Below are 15,804 nucleotides of genomic sequence, written 5' to 3'. Positions count from 1 at the left end.
CGCGACGGCGCCGAAGCCGCCAAGTGGGGCGGGTAGTCCGGCTCACCCGAAAACTCCGGCCGGAATCGTCGGTCCCTGCTCCAACACTGACGGCTTGAGGACGACGTTGAGCGCACCCAGTGCGCCTGCCGGCAAGTCCGGTAACGCTTGAACCGCAGTCAGGAAGCGTCGTTGCGCGGTCTCGTCGACCACACCCTCGGCCAGCCCGGTGAACTTCGCGGCATACTCCTTGCGCCCAAAAGGCCTGGCGCCCAACGGATGTGCATCGGCGACGGCCAGCTCGTCGACAATAACCTCGCCGCTGCGCAGGGTGATCTCCGCACGGGCCCCGAACGCCCGGTCCGCCGGTTCGCTGGAGTGGTAGCGCCTGGTCCACTCGGGGTCCTCCCGGGTCGAAATCTTGTGCCACAGTTCGACGGTGTCCGGCCGGTGTGCCCGCTCTGGTGCGTAGGAGCGTTCGTGATGCCAGGTGCCGTCCTGTAGTGCGACGGCGAAGATGTACATCACGGAGTGGTCCAGCGTTTCGCGGGACGCGTCCGGATCCATCTTTTGCGGATCGTTGGATCCGGTGCCGATGACGTAGTGGGTGTGGTGGCTGGTGTGCAGCACGATCGTCGCAATGCGGTCCAGGTCGCCGATCCGCGTGCGGAGTCGGCGAGCCAGATCGATCAGGGCCTGACTCTGGTATTCCGCAGAGTGCTCCTTGGTGTAGCTGTCCAAGATGGCGCGCTTGGGTTCGCCCGATTCGGGCAGCGGCACCTGGTAGGTGTGCTCCGGGCCGGAAAGCAGCCACGCGATCACGCCGTCCTCGCCTTCCCAGATCGGCGCCGGCGCCCCCTCGCCCCGCATGGCCCGGTCGACTGCTTCGATCCCGACCTTGCCGGCCCATGCCGGCGCAAATGCCTTCCAACTCGAGATCAGACCCTTGCGGGACTGCCGCGTCGCAGTGGTCAGGTGTAGCGCCTGCCCGATCGCCTGGTAGATCGTCGCCATGTCGAGTCGCAGCATGGTGCCTAATCCGGCAGCCACCGAAGGACCGAGATGTGCGACGTGGTCGATCTTGTGCTCGTGCAGGCAGATCCCGTTGGACAAGTCGATTTGAATCTCGTACGCGGTGGCCAGTCCGCGGATCAGGTCCGCCCCGGACAATTCGAGGTGCTGAGCCACCGCCAACAACGGGGGGATGTTGTCGCCCGGGTGTGCGTACTCGGCAGCCAAAAACGTGTCGTGGTAATCCAATTCGCGTACTGCCGCACCGTTGGCCCAGGCGGCCCACTCCGGAGAGTAGTCGCCCTCGACGCCGAACACCTTCGCGCCGGTAACGACCGGGTGGGCCAGCGCTTGCGCGCGTGCGACTGCGACCGGACGTCGCAGGGCTGCGGCCGCCGACACCGCGGCATTGTCGATGATCCGGTTGATCACCATGGCCTCGGTGTCAGCTGGGACGGCTACCGGGTCGGTCGCCACCTCGGCGATCTTCCAAGCCAGGTGCTCAGAGCGGGGAAAGTCGTCAGCGCTGCGGCGGGCCCGCACCTCATGGATACGCATAACCGGCACAGTACGCAACAGCGCCGACTTCGCTTCGCTGTGCGCGAATAGGGCTGTGCTGCATGGCATCCGGCCGGGTTGTCGGTGGCTGTCCCTAGAGTTCGGGGTATGTCGGGCAGCACGAGCGCAGAGATCGTCCCCCCGACGTCATTGCCACCGGGTATCGCCCCGACCAGCTCACCGAATACGCCCGCGTCTACAAAGACTGCCTCAAACCCGACGGCGACTTCCTGCCCGGGGAGCCCGATCGGGCCCGCACACGCGGCCTCACCCTGGGCCGCCAACAGCCCGACGGGATGTCGACGATCAGCGGCCTGATCACCCCGAAATTCCGGGCCACCCTGGAACCGGCGTTGGCCAAACTGGCCGCCCCCGGCATGTGCAACCCCGACGACCAGGCCCCGATCATCGAAGGCCGCGCCGGCGAAGAAGCCGTCGCCCGCGACAAAATTCGCGCGATTTCATGCTGCAATGTACGAAAGTCATCTTCGCCAAACCCAGTGATGATTGGGAGTTCCCAGAACGGTGGATCATCGTCACCGTGGTCGTCGAGAATTTCACGAATAGCGCGTTAAACATGAGCAGCGCTTGGCGGTTGAAGTTCGAAGACGGGCTAGTCACCACGCTGGCAGGCCACGCCGTCACCATCCCGGTCCAGCGCCGGGTGATAGTCGATGTCTCCCCGTGGAATGTTGGTCCTGCCATCAGCCCAAGCCTCAGCACAATTCGCGTAATGGTGGGGCAGGTCGCTGGACGCAGGACTGACGGTCAGGCTGCTGGTGCTGCGAGGTGGCCCAGCCGGTCGCTGGGCCTCGTCGAGCTTGTACCCGGCAAACACCATCACCACCGCCACGACCACCGCGATGACCGACACGATGGCGCGGATCTGCGCCTGAGTCAGGCGCGGGGGCTTATCGCCGTTCGCAGGCGATGCCATCGTTGTCTCGGTCCAGCTTCTGGCTATAGGCCGGGTCGCCCCGGGGAATGTTGTATCTGCCGTCGGCAGCCGCCTGAGCGCAGGTCGCGTAGGGCGGGTCTGCCTGCGCAGCGGGTGCGATAGAGACTCCGATACCCAGGACGGCGCCGACAGCGGCCATGGACAGGATTACAGCGCGGATCGACATTGATCCACTCCCTTCTTCGTGGTTGAACGAAGGGAGCGTAAGAGAGCAGCAGGTGTCCCCGGGTCGGATTCGGCAAACTCTTCGTTGCGGGGTTTACCATCCCCACATGGCCGACCCAGCAGCCAAGCCGAAGTTCGGCAACCGCCCGTACAAAGCTACTTCTCGGCCCGCAAGCTCCTCGGCTTCCGCCTCGTCGATCTCGGCATCAGCAAATCCACGGCATCCTCGCGAGCCAGGCGGCGACCGCAGGGCGTAGACCATCGGCTCGACGAACTCGGCGCGGATCGACACGCTCCGGCAGGTCTTGCAGCGGTACATAGGGCGCTTGGTCTGGTAGTCGCCCAGGCCGACCAGGTAGCCACCACAGTTCTCACGGCCACACCAGAGCATTCGGAACGGGTGGGCCAGGGCCATGAATGCTTCCAACTCGAAAGGACGACGATGCAACCTGTCGAGATCCCACGCCACCACGGCCTGTATCCGGGCCATGCAGACCGCCATACAGTCCTCGCGCTGTCGGGCGAGGCCGAGCTCTTCGCCGGTGACGTCGGAGCTGCACCACCCGAATGAAGACCTGAAATCGACCAGGCCGACGATCCGTAGCGCTATTGCGGCTGCGGCGCCGGTGGCCGATAGAAAATCAGCAGCTGCCCGATGGCGCCGGCCAGACCGAGCCCCAGCGAGATCGCCAGGCCGCTCCATCCGGTCATCCACAGCTTCTCGCCGAACAGCAGGTAGTCCAGGCTGAGCTTGCCCGAGCCGACGGTGGCCACTGCGACGGCACTCAGCGCCAGCACCAGGTTGTACTCCCAGCCCTCTTTGACGATGAAGAAGCCGTTGTGGCGGTGCACCGTCCACGCCGCGACGATCATCAGCGACACGAAACCCGCCGCCGGGATCGGCGTCAGCAAACCGGCTGCCAGGCCCAGTCCGGCGGCGGTCTCGGTGCTGGCGGCCACGGTGGCATGAAACTTCCCGGGCTTCATTCCGATGCTTTCGAACCAGCGCGCGGTCCCCGGTATCCGGCCGCCGCCGAAGAATTTGTTGAGGCCGTGCGCGGCCAATGTCAGACCCAGTACCAACCGCAGAATCAATAACCCGACATCGATGGCAGTCATACAGTTCAAACTAGATCATCGCTTGTGACGGACGCGGCCAACCACCGGTGTGGGACCATTGCGGGCGTTCCGGCGTTTGCCCGCAGCACCGATCGGGCAGCTCAAAGACTAGGGGGTGCACCATGGCTCGGGTCGCACCACGCCATGATTCCCCCGTCGGCACCCTGCACGACAGCGTCGTATTGCTCGACGGCCGGGCTGATCGGCCCCGGGAGATCCTGGGCAACAAGGGCCACGGCATCGACACCATGCGCAGGCACCATTTGCCGGTGCCGCCCGCTTTCTGCATCAGCACCGAAGTCGGCACCCGGTATCTGGCCGATCCCGCGCCGACGATGGATGCAATCTGGGACGCCGTCCTGGACCGGTTGGGGTGGCTGGAAGAGCAAACCTCGCGCACCTTCGGGAAGGGGCCGCGGCCGCTGCTGGTCAGCGTGCGCTCGGGCGCCACCCAGTCGATGCCCGGCATGATGGACACGATCCTCGACCTCGGGATGAACGACGCTGTCGAGCAGGCGTTGGCCCGGTACCAGGCCGCGGCATTCGCCCGCGACACCCGCCGCCGGTTCACCACCATGTACCGGCGCGTGGTCGGAGACGACCCGCCCGAGGACCCCTACGCACAGTTGCGCGCGGGCATCGAAGCCGTGTTCGCGTCATGGAACTCCCCGCGCGCCACCGCATACCGCGGACACTACGGCCGCGACGCGCGCGGCGGCACGGCCGCCGTGGTGCAGGCGATGGTGTTCGGCAACCTGACCGCCGACTCCGGTGCCGGGGTGTTGTCGTCACGCAATCCGATCACCGGAGCCAATGAACCGTTCGGCGAGTGGTTGCCGGGCGGCCAGGGTGACGACGTGGTGTCGGGACTTGTCGATGTCGAGCCGATCCATGCCCTGCGCGATCAGCAACCGATCGTCTTCGACGAGTTGATGTCCGCCGCCCGACGCCTGGAACGCTTCCACTCGGACGTGCAGGAGATCGAATTCACCGTGGAAGACGGGAAACTCTGGCTGCTGCAGACCCGGGCGGCCGAGCGGTCAGCACCTGCCGCGGTGCGCCTGGCTCTGCAGCTCCGGCACGAACAGCTCATCGACGATGCCGAAGTCCTGCGCCGGGTGACTTCCGCGCACATCGAGGCGGTGCTGCGACCCGCGCTACAACCGGAAAGCCGGTTATCCGCAGCGCTTTTGGCCAAGGGTCTACCGGCCTGCCCAGGTGTCGCAACCGGCACCGCATACACCGACGTCGACGAGGCGCTGGACGCCGCCGACCGCGGCGAGCAGGTCATCCTGGTGCGCGACCACACCAGACCCGAGGACGTGCTCGGGATGCTGGCCGCGCAGGGCATTGTCACCGAAGTCGGTGGCGCCGCAAGCCATGCCGCCGTCGTCAGCCGCGAACTGGGCCGGGTGGCGGTGGTGGGCTGCGGTCACGGTGTCGCCGCGGCGCTGGCCGGCAAGCAGATCACCGTCGACGGTTACGAAGGCGAGGTACGCCAGGGCATTCTGCCGCTCACCGCATGGTCCGAGGACGACACTCCGGAGTTGCGCGAACTCGCCGAGATTGCGCGACGGGCGGGAGTCGACCGGTGACCGAATTGGCTGTGCTGCAGGCTGTTCGCCTCAAAGGGCGGGTCAGCGTGCCCGACCTGGCCGCGACCCTGGGGATGGACCACGACACCGTCGGCCAGACAGTAGATCGACTGGCCGACGCCGGGCTACTGGTCGAGGGACCCACGGTACGGATCTCCCCGACGGGTCGCGCCCGGCTCGCCGAATTGCTCGCCGCCGAACGCCAGCATGTCGCCCCGGCCACGATCACCGCGGTCTACGACGAATTCCGTTCGGTCAACGGCGAATTCAAATCTCTGGTCACCGACTGGCAGCTCAAGGACGGCCGGCCCAACGATCACGCCGATGCGGATTACGACGCCGCAGTGTTGGCCCGCCTCGACGATGTGCACCGGCGCCTGGTGCTGATCATCGGCCCGGTCACCGCGCAACTGCCGCGCCTCAGCGCCTACGTGACCAAGTTGGACGTCGCGCTGAACCGGGTGAAGTCAGGTGAGATCCCTTGGCTGACAAGGCCACTCATCGATTCCTATCACACCGTGTGGTTCGAACTGCACGAGGAACTGATCCTGGCCGCCGGTCTGACCCGGGAGGAAGCTGCCCGATCCGGCGACGCAGGCTAGTGACTACAGCGCCGTGTCCAGCAGCCGCATGTAGGCATCCACATCGGGAACAGCCGATCCCGACGCGTTGATGCTGACCGCAACGGTGTCGCCGATGCCGTGCACTCCGTGGGTCAGGCCCATCAGCGGGGACAGCGACGGGTACCCGGCGGTCAGCACCACCGGGGCGTCCCCGAAGTGCAGATCGGCGGGGCCGCGATGCACGCTGGAGACCACCGTGTTGCCGGCCACGTGCGCGGGCCGGGCGTCGACGTCGAACTTCGATACTCCCCAACGCAATAACGCCGCGGGGACGGTGGCGAATGCACGGTCACCGGCCCGGACGGCGGGGTGCTCGAGGCGACGACGCGCGTTGGCCAGGTCGACGCCGATCCGCTGCAGCCGTTCGGCGTGCGCGAGTTGCGGATACAGCCCCACCACGGCGTTGGCGAAATGGTTGCAGCCCAGGCGGGCACCCGATTTGGCTATCGGCACCTCGGCACCCAATGAATCGATGTCACCGCCCAGCATTTCCGACATCGCGTCCGAGACCGCGGCCAGTACGCCGACGGTGACGGTGGCACCCGGTAGTTGGGAACGGTGGCGTACCAACGTGCGAATGGACCGCGCACCCCGTGGCCGGGCATTGGTGGCCAGCGGCGGCCGGGTGCCCAGGGCGGGCGCCACCAGCCCGGCTTCGGTATCGGCAACCAACTGCCGGTGGGTACGCACCGCGTCGAGCGCCCGCAGCGGCACCAGCCCGGACCGCGGCCTGGGGACCTCTGGCGCCGGGCCCGCCCTGCCGAACAGGAACGCGGCCAGCGCGGCGCCCCGGCGGCCGTCGGCGAACGCGTGCGTGGCCTGCACAACGACAACGGCGCCCGGTCCGGATACTCCCGGAATGCCCTGCACCGGGGTGAATAGATGGATGCGCCAGGGGATTCCACCCCTGCTCATTTGGTTGTCGGCCAGGCCGGCCACTGCCGCGAGACAACCGTCCCAGCTGTCGTCGGCCAGATCGTGCCGGGCGGTACAGGCGGGCCCGACGTCGGCGGGCACCCACCGTGGATAGCGGACGGCACAGTCGTCCTCGGCGCGAATCGCCAATGCGGGGCTGGCCTGCGCCCGTCGGCGTACCTGCTCCAGAGCATGCTCGGCGTCGTCGGGTGCACCGTCGAACGCGTAGAGCAGGAACTCGTCGTTGGGGACTTTCGCCGACATCCAATAGAACTGGGCGTCGACGGCCGCCATCCGCGGCATCAGGGGGAGCCGATGAACGCCAACACCAAGTCGGCTACTTTGTCCGGCTGTTCGAGCTGCAGGAAGTGTCCGGCGCCGGAGACGATGGCCACCTCGCTACCGGTGGGCAGCACCGGCTGCACCCAGCGCGCGAAAGCCGGTGTCATGCAGCCGTCGTCGTTGCCGTGCAGGTACAGGCTCGGCAACTTGGGCGCCTGCACCCAGTGCCGGTGCAACTCGGCGTACTGCTGCGGCGGGCGGGTATTGCGGATCGTGGCACGGTACGGTCCCAGCGCCGCCCGCCAACTCTCCGGCGTGCCGATCGCGGCGTCGACGTGGCGCAGGTCCTCGTCGGCGCGGTAGCCGGGCGACCACCGTCGCCACAGCAGCGGCAGCACCCAGGACGCCGACCGTTCCGGCAACCACGGCAACTGGAAGTAGCTGATGTACCAGCTGCGCACCAGCTGGGGTGGTATCTGACGGAGCAGCCGCCCACGCTCGGGCACTTGCCCGAACGGGCGGAAGGCACCGACCGGCGGCACCGACATGATCACCGCCTTGGCGAATGGGGTGTCGGGCAGCGCGGCGAGCCCGGCGGCGGCCATCGCACCCCAGTCGTGACCGATCACCACGTCGCGCTCGGTGCCGCCCGCGGCCGCACGTACCCGCAGCGCGTCGTCCATCAACGCCCCGATGTGGTAGCTGCCGTCGGTCGGGATCGACGACGGTGCGTAACCACGCATGAAGGGGGCCACCACCCGCCAGCCGGACGAGACCAACCGGGGCGCCACCTTGCGCCAGCCGTAGGCGGTATCGGGAAAGCCGTGCAGGCACAACGCAATCGGGGCATCCGCAGGACCCCACATCAGGGCTTTGAGGTCGGCGTTGGGACTCCTCACGTCGACCCAGCGTGGTTGTGGCAACACGACTCCTGTTCACCGGCTCAGTCCAACGTAACCGGCAGCCAGGGCGAGCAGAAGCCCGAGCTCACACTTGCACGACAGCTTCCTCCAGATCGGCCACCACGATCCTGCTCATCCCGTGCATCGCCCTGGTGGCCGCGGCTGCGCGTGCCGGGTCGGGGTCGCCGACCAATTCCATCAGCCGGTCCGGGACGACCTGCCAGCTCAGGCCGAACCTGTCTTTGCACCAACCGCACTGCGATTCCTGGCCGCCCTCGGTCAGCCGCTGCCAGTAGTAGTCGACCTCGTCCTGGTCTGCGCAGTGGATCGTGAAGGACACCGCCTCGTCGAAGGTGAAGTGCGGTCCGCCGTTGATGCCCAGGAATCGGGTGCCGTCCAGCACAAACGTCCCGAACGCCACGGATCCCGGTTCACCCGGCCCGGCGTCGCTGTACCGCGTGAACCCCTCGACGTACGAGTGGGGGAACACCGACGTGTAGAACTCGGCCGCCTCTTCGAGGTTGTCGTCGAACCACAATGAGGGCGTGATCGCTGGCATGTCGCCTCCCGGTTGTTGGAAATACCTGCACCGAGATAGACCCGGGCCGCGCCTGAAACTCATCGGCGCTTGCCCCGAAAGATTACGAGTGTAATCATCTGACGGGTGGACTTAGCTGGGTGGTTGACGTGCGACGGGTGATCCAGTATTCGACGGGCAACGTCGGCCGTCACGCGCTGCGCATGCTGATCGAACGGCCCGATCTCGAGCTGGTGGGTGTGCACGCGTCCAGCCCGGGCAAAGTGGGCCGTGACGCCGCCGAACTGTGCGGACTCGCCGCGCCGACAGGCATCACAGCGACCGACGACGTCGATGCCTTGGTCGCCTTGAACGCCGACTGCGTCGTCTACACCTCGCAGGCCGAAACCCGGCCGCAGGAGGCGATGTCGGAAATCAGCCGTTTCCTGCGGGCCGGCACCAACGTCGTGGGGTCCTCCTTCGTGTGGCTGGTGGCACCGGGACACGCCGGTCGGTGGTTGCGCGAGCCACTGCAGCGGGCCTGTGCTGACGGCGACACCACGCTCTACATCAACGGCGTCGACCCCGGCTTCTCCGGCGACACCCTGGCCTACACCGCGCTGAGCCTGGCCGAGCGCGCCACCAGCATCACCGTGCAGGAGATCTGCGACTACGCCAGTTACGATGACGCCGAATTCACCGGTGTGAGTTTCGGTTTCGGCACCACACCGGATCACACGCCGATCATGTTCAGCCCCGGTGTACTCACCTCGATGTGGGGTGTGCAGGTACGCAGCCTGGCGCAGGACCTGGGCGTCGAGCTCGACGAGATACGCGAGCGGTGCGAGAAGTGGGTGACACCGCAGCCCATCGACTGCGTGATGATGCACGTCGAACCGGGACAGGTCGCGGCCGTGCGCTTCGGTGTCGAAGGGGTGCGGGCCGGCGCAGTCGTCATCACCATGGAGCACGTCAATCGTCTTGGCGCGCAAGCTGCTCCCGACTGGGCCTATCCGCCGGACGGTCGTCCCGGCGTGCACCGGGTGGTCGTCGAAGGCAGCCCGGGCGTGGAAATCAACACCCACCTGGGTAGTGCCCGCGTCGATCACAACGACGGTGGCGTGATCGCGACGGCGGCAAGGGTTGTCAATCTGATCGAGGCGGTGTGCCGCGCACCCGGCGGGATCCTGGCCGCCCACGACCTGCGGCCGCTGGATCACCTGCGCGGCGTGATGTGGTGACCCCGTGACAGCACCGCGCCGACCGCCGTCCGGTGGCCAGGCGCGTGCCGAACGCAGCCGCCAGGCCGTCATCGACGAGACCGTCCGCTACGTGCTGCAGGAGGGATTCGCCCCGCCCAGCATGCGGCAGATCACCGAGCGTGCCGGATTGACCTGGGGCGCAGTGCAATACCACTTCGGAGACCTGAACGGCATCTTGATGGCGGTGGTGGACAAGGGATTTGCCGACCTGCTGCAGACCCTCGACGACCTGCCCGCGCAGGTGGCACAGATCCGGTCGCAGGACCGACCGGCTTTTGTCGTCGAGGCGGTCTGGCGCGCGTTCTCCAGCCCGACATCGATGGCCGCCCTGGAGATCCTGATCGCTACCCGCGCAGCCCGCGCCGCGTCAACCAACGCCCACCTGACCGCGATGACGGCCCGCATGACAGAGATCGGTGAGCACCTCGCCACCGGCATCACCCCGGGGCAGGCAAGCCGGCTGGGCAACCTGATCTGGAGCACCATCCGCGGCCTGGTCGCCCTTCAGCTCACCTGGCCCACACCGCTGGACAGCACCCACAACCGCGAGATGCTCGTCGAGGTCATTCGCGCCTACCTGGCTTCTGCACCCCAACCGAAGGAGACTCATCACATGCCCAGCCCCCAGACGGTCGAGTTCTCCGGGGTCGACGGGATCACCCTGGTCGCCGACGAATGGAACCGCGGCGTGCCCGATCCGGCAGACCGGCCGACGATCCTGATGCTGCACGGCGGTGGCCAGAACCGGTTCTCCTGGAAGAACACCGGCCAGGTCCTGGCCGACGACGGCTATCACGTCATCGCGATCGATACCCGCGGACACGGAGACAGCGACCGCGCACCCGATGCCGACTATGACGTCGAGACGCTGACCTCCGACGTCATGCACGTCCTGGACGTGATCGGCCGCCCCGTGGTGATCATCGGGGCCAGCATGGGCGGGTTGACCGGCATCCTGGTCGCCGACCGGGCCGGGCCGCAGAAGGTGACCAAACTGGTCCTCGTCGACGTGGTGCCGCGGTTCGAAAAGAACGGCAGCGCCCGGATCCGGGACTTCATGATGACCAACATCGACGGCTTCGAAACTCTCGAACAGGCGGCCGATGCCGTCGCCGCCTACCTGCCCCACCGGACCAGGCCACGCAGCCCGGAAGGTCTGAAGAAGAACCTGCGGCTGCGCGACGGCCGCTGGTACTGGCACTGGGATCCGGCGTTCATGACCAAGCCCGGCGACGACCCGGAACTGCGCACCGAGGGCTTCGAGCAGGCGGCCGCCGACCTGACCATCCCGGTCCTGCTGATTCGGGGCAAGTTGTCCGATGTAGTCAGTCCCGAAGGCGTGCAACACTTTTTGTCTCAGGTGCCCGGCGCGGAATTCGTCGAGTTGTCCGATGCGGGGCACACCGCGGCGGGCGACGACAACGACGCCTTCAGCGAGGCGGTGGTGCGGTTCGTCGAGGGTTAGTTCGCCGGCTTCTCCGCGTGCCCGCCGAACTGTTTGCGCATCGCCGACAGCGCCTTGTTGGCGAAGTCGTCGAGGTCGCGTGAGGCGAACCGGGACTGCAACGCGGTGGTGAGCACCGGCGCTGGAACGCCTTCGTCGATTGCCGCGATCGAGGTCCACCGGCCCTCACCCGAGTCGGAGACCCGACCGGAAAAGCCGTCCAGATCGGGCGATTCATGCAAGGCGATCGCGGTCAGGTCCAGCAGCCAGGAACCGATCACGCTGCCGCGGCGCCATACCTCGGCGACATCGGGGATGTCGAAGTTGTACTGGTAATACTCGGGGTTGGACAACGGCGCGGTTTCAGCGTCGCCCTCTTCGATGCGGGTGCCGATGTCGGCGTTGCGCAGGATGTTCAGGCCTTCGGCGAGCGAAGCCATCATGCCGTACTCGATGCCGTTGTGCACCATCTTCACGAAGTGGCCGGCTCCGGCCGGGCCGCAGTGCAGGTAACCGTTCTCGGGTTGGGCGACCCTGCCTTCGCGGCCCGGGGTCCGCTCGGCTGCGTTCACCCCGGGCGCGATGGTGGCAAAAATCGGTTCGGCATGGTCGAAGGCGTCCTGGTCGCCGCCGATCATCAGACAGTAACCCCGCTCGCGGCCCCACACGCCGCCGCTGGTGCCGCAGTCGAGTAACCGAATACCGTTGTCGGCCAACGTCTTCGCATGCTTCATGTCGTCGCGGTAGTACGAGTTGCCGCCGTCGATCACGATGTCGCCGGCCTCGAGGATACCGGCCAGTTCGTCGATCACCCCCGTGGTGATGGTTCCGGCGGGCACCATCACCCACACCAGCCGCGGGGCGGCCAGTTTATCCCGCAACTCGCGCAACGAGGAGACACCGGTGACGTTCTCCTCGCCGGCCATGGCCTTGACCGCATCGGAGCTGTGGTCGTACACCACGCACTGGTGTCCGCCCGTCACGACGCGACGGACGATGTTGGCGCCCATCCGGCCGAGGCCGACCATGCCCAGCTGCATCTCGTCTCCTTCGTGCCGGGTCACCGGCAGTTCCACGAATCACCAACAGATCTGAGGTGCCGACTACACCGTCAGCATGTATTTCCCGGGGCCGCCCTCGTCAACCCTAGACATCATCGGCCCGGCGAGATAGCCGTACAGCGGCCTGTCAGGATGTTCGGCATGGGCGATGCGCTGCGGATCGCGGTCTACATCCTGGGCGGCATCGCCGTAGCCGAAGCCGTCGGATTGGTAGTGCTGTGGCGACTGCTGCACCGTAGCCGCGCCGAGTTGGCCGAACTGCAGCACCGCGCCGACGTGCGCACCCGGTTGTGGTCCGGCGGCCGCGAAGCGGTCAAAACGGTGTGGAACACCGCCAACTTGGTGCGCAAAGAAGGTTTCGGAGCGGCGGTGCGCGGCTCCATCGAAGACTTGGCCGACTGGGCCGAGGTCGAGCGGCCCGACCTGGCCAAGGTCACCAAGGATGGGCGTGTGGTGATCTTGTTCTCCGACATCGAGGAATCCACCGCACTCAACGAGCGCATCGGCGACCGCGCCTGGGTCAAGCTGATCGGCGCGCACGACAAGCTGGTGCAGGAGCGGGTGCGAAAGCGCGAAGGTCACGTGGTCAAGAGCCAGGGCGACGGATACATGGTCGCGTTCGCCCGAGCCGATCAGGCGGTCCGGTGTGGAATCGACGTGCAGAACGCGATCTTCAAAGACGGACAACGCAAGCGCCACCAGGAGATTCGGGTCCGGATCGGCATCCACATGGGACGCTCGGTACGCCGCGGCGAGGATCTGTTCGGTCGCAACGTCGCGATGGCCGCCCGGGTTGCCGCGCAGGCCGAAGGCGGCGAGATCCTGGTGAGCGAACCGGTGCGCGACGCCGTTCGGGAGTGCGACGACATCACTTTCGACGACGGTCGGGAGGTGGAGCTGAAAGGCTTCTCCGGCAGTTACCGGTTGTTCGCGGTGGGGGTCGGATCCGATTCGGACTGATCGCGGTCCGCAGCGGACTCGGCCAGCCGCTGATGCAGACGGGCCCGGACCTCGTCCGGCGTGTACGCACGGCGTTTGCGTTGATCGCGCACCACCACAGCGCCACCGGCAACGACGCCCGCGGCACCGGCCAACCCGATCCACTTCCAGATGTTGCGCATCAGCACAGGCTATAACGGCCTGATCCTGCCTAAAGTGCTCTGGTGGACTCGAGCACCCTCACCCTGGAGCAAGCGCTGACCGAAACCCGCACCGGTGACCTGTGGTTGTTCCGGGGCGGCTCAGGACCGGACCGCGCCATCCAGACCTTGACCAATGCCCCGGTGAATCACGTCGGCATGACCGTGGCCATCGACGATCTACCACCGCTGATCTGGCACGCCGAACTGGGCGACAAGTTGGTGGACGTGTGGACCGGCACCAACCATCGTGGTGTCCAACTCAACGACGCGCGCGAGGTGTTCCAGCGGTGGACGCAGAACTACCACCAGCGCTGCTGGTTACGTCAACTGACGCCGTATGCCAGCCGCGAGCAGGAGAACGCGCTGCTGCAGGTGATCGCCCGGATGAACGGCACGGCCTTCCCGACGACCGCTCGGCTGACCGGCCGCTGGTTACGCGGGCGGTTACCGACCATCAACGACTGGTTCCGCGGAATCCCGTTGGTGGACAAGAAGGTTCGCGCACACAGCGAGCGGAGAAAAGCGGCGCAGCGCAACATGGGCATGGCCACGGCGTACTGCGCGGAGACGGTCGCTATCACCTACGAGGAGATGGGCCTGCTTCTCACCGACAAGGACACGAACTGGTTCGACCCCGGCAAGTTCTGGAGTGGCGACACGCTGCCGTTGGCGCCCGGCTACCGACTCGGCAAAGAGATCGCGGTCAGTTGAACTGAATTCCCGCATTCGGAATTCGACATTCCGACAATGCGACCAGGAATACGCAAGGAGCTTCGCGGGTATATTCCACAAAGTCTGATAAGCAGGTTGGGGAATTTGACGCCAACCACACCCTGGGCACATTGTGATTCAACCCACAAATGCGCCGCAGGGTGTGGCTGCGGTGATGGTTTGCTGCGACAGGAAACGTTGGTCAGGCGACTGGCGCGTCGGGTTCGCCGGCGGGACCCGGGGTAGGCTCGCCGGCCTCAGCAGCGGGTGGAGCCATCTCCGGCGCCGCCGCGTCCACCAGCACAGGCGGACCGTCCGGCACCGGCAATTCCCCTTCAGGCAGGTCGCCTGCGGGCAAGAACATGTGGTGGGTGAAGCCGGCCTGGTAGGCACCGGCGCCACCGATACGCACGCCACCACCTTCTCCGCTGGACACGGCCGTGCCGTCGGGCAGCGTCACCGCAGTGTGCCCGCCATTCCAGCCGATCACCAACGCGTTGGGAGCGGTACCGGGCTGAAAGCCTCGAGCCGCCAATGCGGCCGCTTCGTTTCCGGTATTGAACCTGTTGCCGAATACGGGTTGGTCGCTGGCAGCATTTGCGACCCACGAAGCCAATCCTGAACAGTCGGTCCCGGCCGGCGAATCTCCACCCGGAATGTACGGCGTCCCGGACACCTGATTAACGAGTGCTAAAAGCGTGGCTAGTGCAATCATGAATCGGCACGCTACCGACGGGTTCTATAGGTAATCAAAATTTGTGGTGCCGGTCACGCCGTTTCCAATAGCGGATTGACCTGCGCTTACAGCAGCGATGTCACGTATCAATCAATAAAGTGAAACAGATGTGATCAGTGTGATTATTGTAATTGGTCAGCAAATTACGCTACGCAAACGTGTGAACGTTTGACGTGCTAGGACAGCTATCCTCGGTTGAGCGGAGCAATGCTGCAACGTGGACGCCGAGAGATGACTTGGACTCGAAAATCAATGGTCGCGGCCGGTGCAGAGCCGCTCAATGAACACCGAATCGTGTCTCCACTGCGTGGCGTGGGTCATATCGATGTCTACACGAGGGATACGTCACTTTCGCCGTCCCAGCGACCATGCGGCGCCTACTCCGGGATCACCCAGTCCGACCACCGGTTGGCCGGGTTGACCCGATACGCACCGGGGAAGACCCGGGCCATCAGCGCCGGCATGGCCTCGGTTCCGGGCAAGGTTCCCACCCGTTTCCACGTTTCGGGGTCCTGGCAGGACAGCTCGAAGGTGAGTTGTACTGGAATGGACCCCGGCATCGCCTCCGCGCAGGCCTGCGTCGCCGTCACCGTCCGTTCCGCTGCCGCGGTGGGCGCGAGAGTCAGGACTGCGCCCGCGATAACCAGGACTGCCAACAATCTGATCATCTGCGTCTCCCGTCGTCCTTGCCGGTGCTTACACCGGAGTCCAGTGGTTGCTCGGCATCGGGGCCGGGGCCGGGCGATGCCACCCGTCAGGCCGGCAACCGAGCTCGCCGGCGCGGCGCGGGTCAAGAGCCCCTTCGACCGCTGTGCCATCCGCAT

Annotated in this window: 19 protein-coding genes; 7 read left to right on the top strand and 12 right to left on the bottom strand. The window is 66.2% G+C overall.

Going from position 1 to position 15,804, the window contains the following annotated elements; all coding sequences use genetic code 11:
* Positions 1-42: 42 nt before the first annotated feature.
* A complete protein-coding gene (gene prpD, locus AC5Y6Y_RS25315; RefSeq protein ID WP_499930777.1) occupies positions 43-1,548 on the bottom strand; it encodes a 2-methylcitrate dehydratase PrpD in 1,506 nt (501 codons plus the stop codon).
* 149 nt (positions 1,549-1,697) lie between these two features.
* On the opposite strand from prpD, the gene AC5Y6Y_RS25310 reads away from it, so the two are divergent.
* Complete coding sequence (locus AC5Y6Y_RS25310; protein WP_499930786.1) at positions 1,698-2,123, top strand: DUF222 domain-containing protein; 426 nt, start codon at positions 1,698-1,700, stop codon at positions 2,121-2,123.
* Positions 2,124-2,161: 38 nt separating this feature from the next.
* On the opposite strand, the gene AC5Y6Y_RS25305 is transcribed toward AC5Y6Y_RS25310, so the two are convergent.
* The 4 genes from AC5Y6Y_RS25305 to AC5Y6Y_RS25290 all read right to left on the bottom strand — a co-directional run bounded on the left by AC5Y6Y_RS25305 (position 2,162) and on the right by AC5Y6Y_RS25290 (position 3,790).
* Complete coding sequence (locus tag AC5Y6Y_RS25305; RefSeq protein ID WP_499930775.1) at positions 2,162-2,485, bottom strand: excalibur calcium-binding domain-containing protein; 324 nt, start codon at positions 2,483-2,485, stop codon at positions 2,162-2,164.
* Complete coding sequence (locus AC5Y6Y_RS25300) at positions 2,460-2,645, bottom strand: excalibur calcium-binding domain-containing protein (RefSeq protein ID WP_499930784.1); 186 nt, start codon at positions 2,643-2,645, stop codon at positions 2,460-2,462. Before AC5Y6Y_RS25300 ends, AC5Y6Y_RS25305 begins: the two co-directional genes overlap by 26 nt.
* 120 nt (positions 2,646-2,765) lie before the next feature.
* A complete protein-coding gene (locus tag AC5Y6Y_RS25295; protein WP_499930773.1) occupies positions 2,766-3,161 on the bottom strand; it encodes a hypothetical protein in 396 nt (131 codons plus the stop codon).
* 116 nt (positions 3,162-3,277) lie between these two features.
* Entirely contained in the window at positions 3,278-3,790 is a 513-nt protein-coding gene (locus AC5Y6Y_RS25290) for a DoxX family protein (protein ID WP_463828855.1), read from the bottom strand.
* Between the two features lie 122 nt (positions 3,791-3,912).
* On the opposite strand from AC5Y6Y_RS25290, the gene AC5Y6Y_RS25285 reads away from it, so the two are divergent.
* Positions 3,913-5,385, top strand: coding sequence for a pyruvate, phosphate dikinase (locus AC5Y6Y_RS25285; RefSeq protein WP_499930771.1), 1,473 nt, complete (start codon positions 3,913-3,915; stop codon positions 5,383-5,385).
* Positions 5,382-5,987 carry a MarR family transcriptional regulator gene (locus AC5Y6Y_RS25280; protein WP_499930769.1) on the top strand — a complete coding sequence of 202 codons (606 nt, stop codon included), beginning with the start codon at positions 5,382-5,384 and terminating at the stop codon, positions 5,985-5,987. The genes AC5Y6Y_RS25285 and AC5Y6Y_RS25280 overlap by 4 nt, the downstream gene beginning before the upstream one ends.
* Before the next feature lie 3 nt (positions 5,988-5,990).
* On the opposite strand, the gene AC5Y6Y_RS25275 is transcribed toward AC5Y6Y_RS25280, so the two are convergent.
* From AC5Y6Y_RS25275 to AC5Y6Y_RS25265, 3 genes are all read right to left on the bottom strand, one after another.
* A complete protein-coding gene (locus AC5Y6Y_RS25275) occupies positions 5,991-7,217 on the bottom strand; it encodes a WS/DGAT domain-containing protein (protein WP_499930782.1) in 1,227 nt (408 codons plus the stop codon).
* A gap of 8 nt (positions 7,218-7,225) precedes the next feature.
* On the bottom strand, positions 7,226-8,128 hold the full coding sequence (locus AC5Y6Y_RS25270) for an alpha/beta fold hydrolase (RefSeq protein ID WP_499927843.1): 903 nt from the start codon (positions 8,126-8,128) through the stop codon (positions 7,226-7,228).
* Positions 8,129-8,192: 64 nt separating this feature from the next.
* Positions 8,193-8,666 (bottom strand): VOC family protein, encoded by a 474-nt coding sequence (locus AC5Y6Y_RS25265; RefSeq protein ID WP_463828851.1) that lies wholly within the window; start codon positions 8,664-8,666, stop codon positions 8,193-8,195.
* Between the two features lie 128 nt (positions 8,667-8,794).
* Between AC5Y6Y_RS25265 and AC5Y6Y_RS25260 the strand changes: the two genes are divergently transcribed.
* Entirely contained in the window at positions 8,795-9,865 is a 1,071-nt protein-coding gene (locus AC5Y6Y_RS25260; protein ID WP_499927882.1) for an NAD(P)H-dependent amine dehydrogenase family protein, read from the top strand.
* A 634-nt stretch (positions 9,866-10,499) separates the two neighbouring features.
* The gene (locus tag AC5Y6Y_RS25255) at positions 10,500-11,351 is read left to right on the top strand and encodes an alpha/beta fold hydrolase (protein WP_499930780.1); all 852 of its coding nucleotides are present in this window, start codon (positions 10,500-10,502) and stop codon (positions 11,349-11,351) included.
* Here AC5Y6Y_RS25255 and gnd read toward each other — a convergent pair.
* Entirely contained in the window at positions 11,348-12,370 is a 1,023-nt protein-coding gene (gnd, locus tag AC5Y6Y_RS25250) for a phosphogluconate dehydrogenase (NAD(+)-dependent, decarboxylating) (protein ID WP_463828861.1), read from the bottom strand. The genes AC5Y6Y_RS25255 and gnd overlap by 4 nt on opposite strands.
* Positions 12,371-12,523: 153 nt before the next feature.
* Between gnd and AC5Y6Y_RS25245 the strand changes: the two genes are divergently transcribed.
* Positions 12,524-13,351, top strand: a complete 828-nt coding sequence (locus AC5Y6Y_RS25245) for an adenylate/guanylate cyclase domain-containing protein (RefSeq protein WP_499927846.1) — start codon at positions 12,524-12,526, stop codon at positions 13,349-13,351.
* On the opposite strand, the gene AC5Y6Y_RS25240 is transcribed toward AC5Y6Y_RS25245, so the two are convergent.
* Complete coding sequence (locus tag AC5Y6Y_RS25240; RefSeq protein ID WP_463828849.1) at positions 13,309-13,512, bottom strand: hypothetical protein; 204 nt, start codon at positions 13,510-13,512, stop codon at positions 13,309-13,311. The genes AC5Y6Y_RS25245 and AC5Y6Y_RS25240 overlap by 43 nt on opposite strands.
* 42 nt (positions 13,513-13,554) lie before the next feature.
* Between AC5Y6Y_RS25240 and AC5Y6Y_RS25235 the strand changes: the two genes are divergently transcribed.
* On the top strand, positions 13,555-14,244 hold the full coding sequence (locus AC5Y6Y_RS25235) for a guanylate cyclase (RefSeq protein ID WP_463828848.1): 690 nt from the start codon (positions 13,555-13,557) through the stop codon (positions 14,242-14,244).
* 202 nt (positions 14,245-14,446) lie between these two features.
* Here the strand turns inward: AC5Y6Y_RS25235 and AC5Y6Y_RS25230 are convergent, their stop codons facing one another.
* Complete coding sequence (locus AC5Y6Y_RS25230; protein WP_499930766.1) at positions 14,447-14,959, bottom strand: hypothetical protein; 513 nt, start codon at positions 14,957-14,959, stop codon at positions 14,447-14,449.
* Between the two features lie 398 nt (positions 14,960-15,357).
* On the bottom strand, positions 15,358-15,636 hold the full coding sequence (locus AC5Y6Y_RS25225; protein ID WP_473140304.1) for a hypothetical protein: 279 nt from the start codon (positions 15,634-15,636) through the stop codon (positions 15,358-15,360).
* Positions 15,637-15,804 lie beyond the last annotated feature (168 nt).

This window comes from Mycobacterium sp. NGS24, from assembly GCF_059813065.1.
This window is presented reverse-complemented; position numbering and strand designations above follow the sequence as displayed.